Below are 12,470 nucleotides of genomic sequence, written 5' to 3' on the forward strand. Positions count from 1 at the left end.
CATTTATCTTTTAAAAATCGGCGAGCAGTCTTGCTGATAAAATATGTTGCGCATTCATTAGGAAAGTTGTAACTTTACATTTCTGACGCTACCCTTTATGGCCTCATACCATTACAAGCCCGCCATCTACTCTTAAGCATTGTCCTGTTACAAATGCTGCCAAATCAGAAGCAAGAAAAAGCACTGGACCGATAATATCCTCAGGAGTGGCTAATCGGTTTAATGGGGTCATAGTTAAAATCATTTTTCTGACATCTTCTTTGGTTTCCTTAGAAGAATCAGTTGGATATGTTAACCCTGGTGCTACGGCATTTACCGTAATGCCATAACTTCCCAAATCCTTGGCTAAATTACGTGTAAAGCCTAATAAGGCCGTCTTTGCTGTCGTATAATCATGATAAGGTACCACAGGAAAATCGATGAGATTAGTGACCATGTTAAGCATTCGACCAGACATTTGTGCCTTCATATACACCATGGCTTCCTGACATACATTAAAAGCGCCCTGTACACTTCCTGAAAATTGCTGTTGATAGTCCTCCCACTTGATTGTCCAAGCAGTCTTTCTTGTTTTTGGGTTAAATGAATAGTGACTTAAGGCGTTGTTGACAACGATATCTATGACACCAAAAGCCTCAATGATATCTGCCATCATCTTTTTGACGCTCTCTTCGTCTGTGACGTCAGCCTGCATAGCGACAGCTTGTCCACCTCCCTCGCTGATATCTTCGACTACTTTTTCTGCTAAAGTTTCATTCTTTAAATAATTGATAATGACACAAGCACCTCTTTGGGCAAAGGCCTTAGCAAGCGCTGCCCCTATGCCACGACTGGAGCCAGTGACTAAAACCACTTTATCTTTAAAATCCACGAATAACCCTCTCCTTCTAGACTCTATTACTCTACATCAGGATCATAGCGCTCAGCGTCCCATTCAGCAGATGACTCGATATCAATAAAACGGACTAATTGAAGTAAGTTCAACCCACCATCATGATGCCAGCCAGCTTGAGCACGATTCATTTCACCAATAGCAGTTACGCGATCCACACCATGACTGCCTAAAAGAGCAGCGAGTTGTAATAAGCGGTTGGGATGCACCGCTAACCCACACGATTGTAAATAAGACGGATAAGGTTTGAGGATATCCATTACTGCTTCCAATTGAATTGTCGCACAAATATGGACAGTCCGATTTAACGGTGACCCATTAAAAGCTGCGTCGCTGTGATAGATCACCGTCCATGCTGTATCTTTTGAACTGGCATAAACCACCGAACATTGCTGGCCATTCAATGCTTCCAATTCATAATGATGACGCACTGAATGAATCGCCAAAGCCTCTTCATCTGTGAGTTCGGCGCGTGGCCACTTCAAATCAAATCTTTGCAATTCAGCAGCAAGCATTTGTGCGAATTGCTTTGGTGTGATGGCACCACCTTTTTCAACGACAATGGTTTGTGGTGAAAGACAGCTCTGCTGATCGTACATGGCAATATCTTCAGCCAAGCGATGGACGACATCATAGTAGCGATCAGGAGTTAAGGCTTCCTTACCTATCATGGCAAAGCTGATTTTATGGCCATAGGCTAATAACCTTTTAGTTTGTGGGACCTTAGGTTTGATTCTTTCAACCGTTTGGTTCGAACCATAAACAATTACTGCTTCAGCAAGCTCGATCGCTTCTGTCTCTAGAGAGGCGGTCCCTCCCTTCCAAGGCAGGATTGCTAGCGCCTCAGCAAGTAATGGATCGATTTCTGCGAGTGTTTTGCTGAATAAAACAGCCATCAAGGGCTCTGTCGAAGACGTCTTTCCAAGGGCTGCGGATTTGACCAACAACCCCATGATTAAGCTCCATAGCTGCACACCTGGTACGTTTCCGGAAAAAATATGAAAGATAAGTCGCGGCCCGAAAGCTCGGCTTAATCCTCCTGATTTTCTAGGTCGGAATTCATCGAGCATAGCCACTTGATCGAATTCTTCATCTAAGAAGCGCAGTAGCTCCTTTTTACGAAAGGTCCTCATATATCTTTTAAGCGAAATGCGAATCATTTCCTTGCTGTAGCCAGTGATCTCCGGTAAAAGCTTTTCCGCTAATTGCCGGAAGGGATATTCTGGATCCAACCATTTTTGGACGGCTTGATCGATCACTGTCACAATCGTTTGCACGGTTAGTGTTGATAAATAGCGCTCCTGTGCCTTGAGGATTTCCTTGCCAATTTCTCTTAGTTTATCGCCTGTTAACACCGGAAATTGCAGAACAACATTACCATCTGTTGTTTCAATGATCTTTTCTGTATGTTCGTCAATTCGAATCTTTGTTGGCACTTTATACATCTTAATATGCTCTGCTTCTGCATATTTTGCCAAGGGCTTCACACCACCTACTCTGTGCATGATCAATGCTGATTGGATTGTAATAATTGGTCAACGGCAACGGAACAGCCTCGAGCCTCGGAACCTTTGACCCTACCAAGCAGGACAAAACCGTTTTCTGTCAAATACCCAAGATCTTCTGTTAAAATCGCCACACAAGCATTCCAGTTTGCTAAGTCATAATGGGCCAGCACGCCTACTTGACCAATAGGTAGAGGCTCCAATGTGTTCGTATCTAACACCTGTGTTTTAATCCAAGCTGGTCCTTTTTTATCATGGATCACGCGATCACTTAGAGCGTTACTTTATGAAAATACTGAGCATAATCTTGAATTAATGCTTCAGGTGAAACCTCGCGAGACTGTCCTTTGAAACCACCAGTATCAAAAATGCGACTCCCCTCTGGCAAACTAAAATGAAGCTGATGGGTTTTGCAGTAATCTAAAAAGTGAACGTAGGCAAAGGAAGCGCCCATCAAAAGAACAGCTTCCTTTCGTCTCTCTGATTCCCGTAAAGCATCGACGAGCCGCTCCATCTCCAAGCCATCCTCATGAAAAAAACTTTCGCTTCGCTCTGTGCCAAAGTATTTCAGCGCATTGGTTAAATATCTTGAAAGGGATGACTGCTGATTCATATCTTCAGCAGGCGAAAGAACGAAGATGGTCATATTCTCTCGATCAGGTAAGACAAACTCCTTAAAAGGCGCTCGCATTGATGCGTCCCATGTGGTTAAATTCGGATGATAATTCCGTCCTCTTTTTTCAGGATTGGTCGTCCCGCTTGTCATAAAGACAGCTTCTGCCTCTTCCACAGGTGTGCATGATAAGGTTAATTCCTTAAAGCCTTGAAGTGGCATCGGTGGTATGTCCCTCCAGTGTTTGACTGTAAGTGGTGATTTTCTTTTCGACTGACAAAGCTTTTTATAAGCGAGGTTATGCTTAAATTGATACGTGAAGAGTTTAAGTGCAAGTGCGTTGAATGCTCTCTCATAAGACTCTCCTAAGTTCTGATTCTCAGAATATTTATGTATAAAGGCTAATAATTCAGCCGTTATCTCTGATTTTTCATCCTTCATATTTTTCATCCTTTCTAAGCCAACGTGGAAGAGTAATGAAGATAAACTGCAGGAGAATAGCTGTGACTGTACCAACTAGCACACTATTTGAAAGAAAGGTGCCGATCACGCCCGCATCAGCTGTGAAATAATTTGGCAATGCAATAGACAGCAATATGGCCATGCCTGCGATCATGAAATTCACTTCAGTTTTTTCCATTTTAGCTAGGATGGAGATCCCCGTGAAAATCAATGAAGCGGCGGCAGGTAAGAAGATTCCCCCAACAACAGGATCTGGGGTTAACGCAAGCATGGCTCCTGCCTTTGGTATGAACCCGAGAATTAGAAAAAGTATGCCAGCAACGATGACTGGGTAACGAGAAGTGACCCCTGTTAATCGCAGCAAGCCAACATTTTGTCCATAGGCTGTTGTTGGAAATCCCCCTATAACGGCAGAGAGCATGGAACCGATGGATTCACCAGCAAAACCGTTGCGAATCCGTCTGCTATCCAAAGGCGTCTTAGTCATTTCAGCCCCAGCTTCATAAACGCCCATCGCCTCAATCAACGCCACAACATAGGCGACAAAAAACATGACAAAAGTATCCCACTTAAATGTTAAGTGTCCGTATGGAAAAGCATGTGGCAAACCAAACCATGAGTGCCCCGCTAGCTCTGAAAAGTTGGCCTTTCCTAGTAGCATAGCAATGATGTCCCCAACAATTAAAGCAATCAAGAAAGCAAACGAGCGCCATTTTCCTTTTCCAAATAGCGACAGCCCCATCACGATCAGTGTCGTTGGAATCGCCATGAGTAATGTTGGTCCAGAAGCAAATCCTGAGGTTCCAGGCTCACCCCCAAGGAATTCAGAGAGTGTAAAGCCTGATAAAGCAACACCAACAACAAAAATAACTGTGCCAGATAATACTGGCGTGAACAAAGCCTTTAGGCGGCCAATAATGCCTGTAATTGATAGAAAAAAAACAATGATTGCACTTAAAAGAATGCCACCTCCAGCTGCTGCTAGACCATTCGCCTTTCCTGTTGAAATCATTAAAGAATCAAAGGCAGCTGATGGTCCTTGTAGGATCGGCAGCCGTACTAATTGAGTGGCCTGAATAAGTGTGACTAACCCAGCGGCTATGAAAATAGCGTTAACTATATTAGAGGATAAGGACAGGGGGAGGCCAATCATCGCCCCGACAAAAACAGGATCTAGCCATACATTTGAAACAAAAACATGCTGTAGGCCATATAAAAAAGTACTTAGTGGTGGTAACTTCTCGTCAATTCCCTTATGAATAGCGTCTGAATGTTGATCTATTCTTTGACTCGTCATGTCTTTCTCCTCCCAGAAAAATACGAGCTCCCTAGAAGAGATAAGCCTGAGGAAATGTGTTGTCCATTGATATCATTTCCCTGATAAGAAAGAGCGGTGCAGAAACTTAGAAATAGATTTTCTCTATCTGCTTTTTTGATAATCATGAACAGATGAGAAACCACAGAAATTAAAAAAGACACTTCGCGTAAGCAAAGTGTCTAAATTTAAATACACACATTTTCCTACGCTGGCATTATCCAACAGGTTCAAACGGTTAATGACGGTATAGTCATACTCTCAGCCTGCTTCCACAAGCTCCCGTGTCATTCATTATCTTGTTACTGTGAGTTTAAAGCTTTGTTATCAAAAACACAAGGAAATCATTTCAGCAAAATTTGCTGCCTCGTTTTAATCACTGAAATATGCTCGCTTTTCGTAGGAGAAGTGCAGGCCTCCTTAAGCTCGTACTTTTGAGCTTTAGCGGGGTCTCGTTCCCACAAAGCGTCTCGCAATTTCCCTTGGTCATTAAGCGGTCCATCCGCGCTTAAGTGAAAAAATTATTTCATTTTAAAACAGCGCTCATTCAAAAGCCACCCTCTCATTCATGAGAAATGACAATCTTGCCTAAGAAAGCTTGACTCTCCAGGTGTTCGTACGCTTTTTTGGCGTCTTCAAAAGCAAAAACGCGATCAATGACCGGCTTTAATCCCTTATATTCGATAAAGCGATTCATCGCTTCAAAATCCGCACGGCTACCCACGCTAATGGTGCGGATGGCCGCCTTGCCAAACAGGTCAAAATAATCAATTTTGTTTCCAGTTCTCGTGAGAACACCGATTAAAGCTATTTCATTTCCTGGAGCGATAGCTTGAAGAGATTGAGCGAAGGTATCTGCACCACCGACCTCCAATATCCGATTCACACCGAGTCCACCCGTCCATGCCTTAGCCGCTTCACCCCAATGAGGTGTTGTCTTGTAATTAATGACTTCATCTGCGCCAAGCGCCTTCAGCTTTTTAGCCTTTTCATCACTAGAAGTTGTAGAAATCACACGTAATCCCATCAATTTTGCCAGCTGAATAGCAAAAACAGAGACACCGCCACTTCCAAGTGTCAAAACAGTGTCTCCAGGAGATAATGCATAGGGACCATGGAGCGCATTCCAGGCAGTGACTGCTGCGCAAGGTAAGGTTGCCGCTTCTTCAAATGACAAATGCGAAGGGATCTTAACAAGTAGCTCAGGATGAATGACTTTATAATCTGTCAACCAGCCATGACTATGGGAGCCATAGGGCTCAATGTAGTTTGGTCGTTCTCCTCCAAACCATTCGAGACTCCAGTTGCCAACCACACGGTCTCCAACTTGAAAACGGCGGACATCTTCTCCGACAGCAACGATTTCCCCTGCCCCATCAGATAACTGGACGACATTGTCACGGATGCCCCCAGGATAGGCATTTTGAGCGATCGCCAGGTCACGATAATTCAATGATGATGCTTTGACACGTACTAACACTTCGCCACGCTGTACGGTAGGAACTTGCTCTGTCTGCAGTGTTAAATGATCAATACTTCCCGGTTGGGTTAGCTTATAAGAGCGCATCGTTCCACTATATAGTTGCTCAGACATTTTACCTGCTCCTTTTTTTATATGTCGTTAATCTCTTACTCATGTTGTAACAAAAACATAAAAAGATGAAAAGAAAAAAGCATTGTGTCCATGCAATTTAGCCCCTTGTTGAGCGATATATCACAGCGCCCCCCTACGAAAAGGCTATGATCAGTAGGATTAAAGCTGAATATCCAATAAGATCGGGCAATGATCGCTTCCTAAAATGTCGGAATGGATTTCAGCAGCCTTTATAGTATCAGCTAACTGCTCTGACGTGATAAAATAATCGATACGCCAGCCAATATTTCTTTCTCTTACCTTGTTCATATAGGACCACCATGTATAGTGCTCCGCTTTATCGGGATAAAGATAGCGAAAACTATCAATAAACCCCGAATCAAGGAGCTTACTCATGCAAGCACGTTCTTCATCAGTAAAACCTGAATTTCCTTTATTACTTTTTGCATTCTTGATATCAATTTCTTGATGAGCCACGTTTAAATCCCCACAAAAAATGAGCGGTTTTTTGCTATTCAATGTGTTTAAGTAATTAAAGGCACGCTCCTCCCACTCTAAACGATAAGGCAGGCGCGAAAGATCCCTCTTAGCATTTGGCGTATACATCGTCACCACATAGTAACGCTCATACTCAAGCGTAATGATTCGACCTTCTGGTTCAGAATCTTCGTCTTCTCCGAGACCATAAGTAACAGAAAGAGGCTCCTTCTTTGTAAAAATGGCCGTGCCCGAATACCCTTTTTTCTCTGCATAATTCCAGTACTGTCTATAGCCTTCAAGCTCTAGTTCGATTTGTCCCTCTTGAAGTTTTGTTTCTTGCACACAAAAAAAGTCGGCATCGACTTCATTAAAATAATCTAAAAAACCCTTTTTCACACAAGCTCTAAGTCCATTGACATTCCATGATACCAGCTTCATTTCATCACTTCCTAAATCTATTGATCACACGCTTAATGTATTTTAAAAACTGCGCTGCCCTTATCCGTTCTTAAATAACAAAAAAAGGAACACCCATTGCTCTTCATTTTCATAGAAGATCAAGGCTGCTCTATTAGTCTAACACACCGCTTGCTAGAATCAAAGGAAGGTGCCACTCGTCTATTATCAGAAAATATCTATAATTTCGACCTTTATATTAAAGGCCAGCAAAATATTGGTTAATGCGGCTTGCTACCGTTGCCAAGAAGTCGGGATCATGTGGCACAAAGTCTTTTCGAGTCACTTTTCTTTGCCTAACTTTTTTGTCCTCTCCCTGTACAGGAACGGTTGTAAGCATCAAGGGATAGTCTGCATCCATACAAAGTTTGTAAAAGGCATCAAAATCCGCCTTATACAGACCCTCTACCTCCGCTTGTTGCACATGAAATGATAAGACAGTGTCTGTGCTATCATATAAATAACTGTGACAAAATTCGTTATCCTTGATACAGGGTTGCTCTATTCTATTTTTAATGGTCCCAAGCGATATAAGCTCTTCAAAAGAAATAGAAATGCCAAGCTCTTCGCCTATTTCCCTGACACCATCGGCTACAGATTCATGAGCCAAGAGATGACCAGCCGCTGTGATATCTAAGAGACAAGGGAAATCCTCTTTATGCGTACTCCGCTGTTGTAGATAAATCACAGGTTTTCCCGCTTCTTTCCCTACGAACCAGCAATGAAAGGTCTCATGCCATAAGCCTTTTTGATGAACCTCCCCTCTGGTTGCACTCCCTATCGATTCACCTGTTTCTTGAAAGATTTTAAGCCTTTCTAAGTCCATCTGCTACATTCAATCCTTTGCTTAAGAAATAATCTCTGACATCGTACCAGTTGTTCACTCGAACATACCCCGTCTCATGAATGTTATGTGGTGCAGTGAAAAGCAACCCTTGACCAGTAAAATGTTTAAAGTGCCTTGCGTTGTCATCGATTAGATAATCCGCATGAATGATGCTCTTATCTCCACAGAATACAAAATGCAAATCTGAAAGAAAGGGAAAGTGCTCTTTTAACCATTCGTATTTTGCCGCAAAGGATGTAGGGCGTTCCATTGCGGCTGTCGCAATATAAATATCATAGTGCTTAGATAGCTCGTAAACAACCTCCTGGCTCCCTTCCATCACAGGTAAGTCACGGAAAAAACCTGGCTCATCAATATAATTCAAAATGCTTTTCGCGTGCTCAGCTTTTAACTCCCATAATTTAATACCATTTAAGTCGGTTTTGGACACTTGATCACCAAATTCTCGATTATAAACCTCTAGATGCTTACTGACAAAATCAGCCATGACCTCGTCCATATCGATAGCAATTCTCTCCATAATATCCCTTCCCATCTATATTATCTCTATGGTTTTATTATAACGTAACCTGAAGGCAAATCACTTGTGTTTACTGAAAATAAAACATTTTTCATAAAGGTTTAATCTTTTCTCGTACGAACAACTTGAAGCGATAACAGCATGAATCACTCCAATAAGGCTTCTTTCTTAAAGTGCAAAAAATAGCCCCGTTCTAGCCGTGAACGAGGCTGTTGGATCCCTTCTATTGTGCATTGACATGTGCCTACTTATTTAACGACAAGCACTTCACATTCAGCATCTTGGACAATTTTTTGACTGACACTTCCTAACATCAGTTTCTTCAATCCAGAAAGACCTCGGCTTCCAACGACAATGAGATCATAATCATGAATCTCAGCATGCTCGACAATGCGTTTTTCTGGTTTTCCTTCGAGGATTTCAGTATGGGCTTTTGCCTGCCGGCTTGCCAGGATTTGCTTAGCTACATGTAACACGTTTTCCCCTTTAACCCTTAGCTCTTCTTCCTTTTGTTGTCTGAATACTTCTTGATCCGGAGTGACGATCGCACCACCTGGATTAGGTGGCACCTGATAGTTAGCATTATTGAGTATGACCGGATTGACTTCTGCTTGCGCCGCCGATGGCGCTGCAACAAGAGGCGTGCCTTTGTCCACTTTGACAACTGTCGCTACAGTCAATTCACCTTGGATATGGTCAATAGCATGTTCAAGGGCACGACAACTCCCTTCAGACCCATCGAAAGCTATCAGTACTTTGTCGTATTTCATGCGTATCTCCTCCTTACAAAAGAGATACCCGGATTGGTCACTCATTATCTTACAAACGCATTACAGCTCTGCTACATTTGTCATGTTCCTTGATGTTTGCGACCGATCCGTTCAACAACCTGCTGAAAATCATCAGGTTTTAAAAATTCTACTGGGGAATAACCTTTGTTAAAAGAAATCGATTCACTTTCAATCATCATGACATATTTTCCATTGATTTTGGCAAAATGAATCGACTCACCAAAATCGGAAAGCAAGGCTTTAACAAAAATATGATCTAGATTCACTTTCAAATCCAGGTCAGGCTGCTGTTCAATTAATGTAGCGGCAGCTTCTTGAACCTGATCGTTCGACCACGTTTCCTTGAGCTCTCTTTCAGGACTTTCTGACCATGTTTCAAGCATTGTTTCGAAATGTTCTCTTTCCTCGCTTTCTTCCTCATAGCTTTCTTCCATATGCTGGTGGGCCATCTCCAGCACCTGCTCTTTCACTATGGATGGCATGGATTCTCCGTATGATACAAACTTCAAAAAATCTTCAAAGTAACGAGCATGAGACGCCTGATGGAGCTTTAACTCCGCCTCCTCAAGCATGCCTTCTTCAGGCATGTAAGGATACATAATCGATTTCATATTTTTTGTCGTTATCGCACGATCAATATTTTGAATTAAGGCCTGTTCATCAGAGATCGATGCGACTTTTGTTTCAAAATCACATTTCAAGAGGAACACAAACGGTTCATCGAAATATTTATTCAGCTTAGCTAAAGCGACAAGAAAAACACCGCCGCGCACGCTGCTTGTATCCATATAAGTCTTTACAACAGTCTCCGCATTGGCTTGGAAGCTTTCAAGTGTTTGTGCCTTACGAAGTGCTTGAAATTGATTGTAATTTGGATTAGAGGTCAGCTCATGCCCTGCCTCAACAATAAAACGACCAATTTTGGTAGGCACCTGTTCAGACTTCGGATGCCTCTCAACCTTACGCTTTGAAATTTTCATAAGCTCGCCATCTAAAAAGTCCTTCAAGGCACTCGCTTGGTATGTCGCTTCATCTAAGGTTTGATAATGCTTAACGCTTTTATTTGCAAGCTCGTCTTTTCCTTCAACTTGAATAACAAAAAAAGAAAGATATAACATATTAAAATCTACCATGATTAACTCCCTTTAACATGAACGTCATACACAAATATGTTTTATTGTAACATGAATAGCCCCCACTTTTAGTAGAAATCTTAATAATGGGTCACACTAAAAGCATGAATTTGAGAATGGAGTGATCACCATGCGTCACTTTCGTGTCCTGCCTGATGGATCAGTCGGAACCTCCTTGCGTGGCTATCAATTAATGAAATCCCCATTTTTAAATAAAAGCCTTGCCTTTACTCACTCTGAAAGAGAGACGTTAGGCTTAACCGGATTGCTTCCTCGAGCGGTTATGACACTCGATCAACAAGTGGAGCTTACATATAAACAGTTTGAACAACAGCCTAATGCGCTTTTAAAAAACATTTATTTAACCGCCTTACATGACCGAAATCAAGTATTATTTTATAGCTTGCTTACTCGCTATATTGAAGAAATGCTGCCCATCGTTTATACGCCAACAGTCGGAACCGCCATCCAACATTATAGTCAGGAATTCCGGCGCTCACTGGGAATTTATTTATCCATTGATCAACCCGAGGACATCGAGCGGGCCTTTGATCACTTTGGTGCGGATAGTGATGAGATTGATTTAATTGTTGCAACAGACGGTGAAAGAATATTAGGGATTGGCGACTGGGGGGTTGGCGGAATTGATATTGCCAATGGAAAACTCGTCGTCTATACTGCCGCCGCAGGGATCGATCCACGCCGCGTGATTCCTGTTGTTATCGATGTTGGAACGGATCGTGACTCTCTGCTCAACGATCCACTATACTTAGGAATAAAGCATAAACGCGTGCGTGGTGAAGCTTATTACGCCTTTATCGATCGCTACGTTGAAGTAGCCACACGAAAATTTCCTCATGCGCTAATTCATTGGGAGGATTTTGCTCAGAGTCACGCCCGCCCCATTCTCGAGCGCTATAAGAACAAAATATGCACATTTAATGATGACATCCAAGGGACTGGTGCTATCTCCTTAGCTGCTGTTCTGACGGCTGCTCGCTTAACTAAAATGCCTCTTTCTGAACAACGTATTGTCATCTTTGGCTCTGGTTCTGCAGGTATTGGCATTGCCGAGCAAATTCGCGATGCGATGGTCCGTGAGGGTCTCACTCCAAAACAAGCTCAGAAGCGTTTTTGGTGCATCGACCGCCCTGGTTTGCTTATTGATACACTAGATGAGCTCCGTGATTTTCAGCGTCCCTACGCCCGAGCACATGAGGAAATTGATCATTGGACACACAATAAGCAAGGAAGTGCTGATTTTCTTGAAGTCGTTAAGCAGGTCAAACCAACTCTTCTTATTGGTGCATCGACTGTTGCAGGAGCCTTTAATGAAGTCATTGTGAAAGAGATGGCCAAGCATGTTAAGCACCCTGTCATATTGCCATTATCTAACCCAACAAGTGCTTCTGAAGCAGTTCCGGAAGACTTACTGCGTTGGACAGAGGGACGTGCACTCATCGCAACAGGCAGTCCCTTTGATCCCGTCAGCATGAACGGCCAAAAGGTTATAATTGGTCAGGCGAATAATGCCTTTGTATTCCCAGGGATTGGTCTCGGTACCATTGTCACGCGTGCCTTGCGAGTGACTGATGGCATGCTTGTTGCCTCAGCAGAAGCAATCGCTGAATTTATGGATCAAAAGAAGACCGGTAGCCCTTCATTGCTGCCCGAGGTAAAAGCAATCACTAACGTCTCAAAAGCAGTTGCTCTTAAAGTCGCTGAGAAAGCCATCGAAGAAGGTGTTGCTCGCATCATGCCGGACGACCTTGAAAAGGCCGTCTCTAAAATAATGTGGACGCCAAGCTACCCAAATATTCGGCCAGTTTAGAGCATTAAGAGCTCATCCGTTGTTTGATGAC

The 12,470-nt window shown here is 42.8% G+C and carries 12 protein-coding genes and 1 riboswitch; of the genes, 1 reads left to right on the forward strand and 11 read right to left on the reverse strand.

The features are described 5' to 3' along the window. Positions 1 to 103: 103 nt before the first annotated feature. The 11 genes from IEW82_RS09175 to IEW82_RS09220 form a co-directional block, all read right to left on the reverse strand. Positions 104 to 871: a 3-oxoacyl-ACP reductase gene (locus IEW82_RS09175; RefSeq protein WP_188692685.1), complete on the reverse strand. Its 768-nt coding sequence runs from the start codon at positions 869 to 871 to the stop codon at positions 104 to 106. A gap of 26 nt (positions 872 to 897) precedes the next feature. Continuing rightward, on the reverse strand, positions 898 to 2,370 hold the full coding sequence (locus IEW82_RS09180; RefSeq protein ID WP_229672481.1) for an acyl-CoA reductase: 1,473 nt from the start codon (positions 2,368 to 2,370) through the stop codon (positions 898 to 900). A 29-nt stretch (positions 2,371 to 2,399) separates the two neighbouring features. After that, entirely contained in the window at positions 2,400 to 2,660 is a 261-nt protein-coding gene (locus tag IEW82_RS20010; protein ID WP_229672483.1) for a LuxE/PaaK family acyltransferase, read from the reverse strand. 8 nt (positions 2,661 to 2,668) lie between these two features. After that, the gene (locus IEW82_RS09185) at positions 2,669 to 3,451 is read right to left on the reverse strand and encodes a LuxE/PaaK family acyltransferase (RefSeq protein ID WP_229672484.1); all 783 of its coding nucleotides are present in this window, start codon (positions 3,449 to 3,451) and stop codon (positions 2,669 to 2,671) included. Beyond that, positions 3,441 to 4,769: a solute carrier family 23 protein gene (locus IEW82_RS09190; RefSeq protein ID WP_188692689.1), complete on the reverse strand. Its 1,329-nt coding sequence runs from the start codon at positions 4,767 to 4,769 to the stop codon at positions 3,441 to 3,443. The genes IEW82_RS09185 and IEW82_RS09190 overlap by 11 nt, the downstream gene beginning before the upstream one ends. Positions 4,770 to 4,973: 204 nt before the next feature. Further along, positions 4,974 to 5,083: riboswitch (TPP riboswitch) on the reverse strand. A gap of 266 nt (positions 5,084 to 5,349) precedes the next feature. Then, positions 5,350 to 6,381, reverse strand: a complete 1,032-nt coding sequence (locus IEW82_RS09195; RefSeq protein WP_229672485.1) for a zinc-dependent alcohol dehydrogenase family protein — start codon at positions 6,379 to 6,381, stop codon at positions 5,350 to 5,352. Between the two features lie 159 nt (positions 6,382 to 6,540). Continuing rightward, positions 6,541 to 7,299, reverse strand: a complete 759-nt coding sequence (locus IEW82_RS09200; protein WP_188692691.1) for an exodeoxyribonuclease III — start codon at positions 7,297 to 7,299, stop codon at positions 6,541 to 6,543. Between the two features lie 217 nt (positions 7,300 to 7,516). Continuing rightward, positions 7,517 to 8,143: an NUDIX hydrolase gene (locus tag IEW82_RS09205; protein ID WP_188692693.1), complete on the reverse strand. Its 627-nt coding sequence runs from the start codon at positions 8,141 to 8,143 to the stop codon at positions 7,517 to 7,519. Next, on the reverse strand, positions 8,124 to 8,684 hold the full coding sequence (locus tag IEW82_RS09210) for a 5' nucleotidase, NT5C type (RefSeq protein WP_188692696.1): 561 nt from the start codon (positions 8,682 to 8,684) through the stop codon (positions 8,124 to 8,126). The genes IEW82_RS09205 and IEW82_RS09210 overlap by 20 nt, the downstream gene beginning before the upstream one ends. A gap of 248 nt (positions 8,685 to 8,932) precedes the next feature. Continuing rightward, complete coding sequence (locus tag IEW82_RS09215; protein ID WP_188692699.1) at positions 8,933 to 9,454, reverse strand: universal stress protein; 522 nt, start codon at positions 9,452 to 9,454, stop codon at positions 8,933 to 8,935. 80 nt (positions 9,455 to 9,534) lie between these two features. Next, positions 9,535 to 10,608 (reverse strand): DUF3900 domain-containing protein, encoded by a 1,074-nt coding sequence (locus IEW82_RS09220; protein WP_188692700.1) that lies wholly within the window; start codon positions 10,606 to 10,608, stop codon positions 9,535 to 9,537. Positions 10,609 to 10,738: 130 nt separating this feature from the next. On the opposite strand from IEW82_RS09220, the gene IEW82_RS09225 reads away from it, so the two are divergent. Then, positions 10,739 to 12,439 (forward strand): NAD-dependent malic enzyme, encoded by a 1,701-nt coding sequence (locus tag IEW82_RS09225; RefSeq protein WP_188692703.1) that lies wholly within the window; start codon positions 10,739 to 10,741, stop codon positions 12,437 to 12,439. Positions 12,440 to 12,470: the final 31 nt, after the last annotated feature.

The sequence above is a fragment of the Pullulanibacillus camelliae genome, from assembly GCF_014642655.1.
Lineage (GTDB): Bacteria > Bacillota > Bacilli > Bacillales > Sporolactobacillaceae > Pullulanibacillus > Pullulanibacillus camelliae.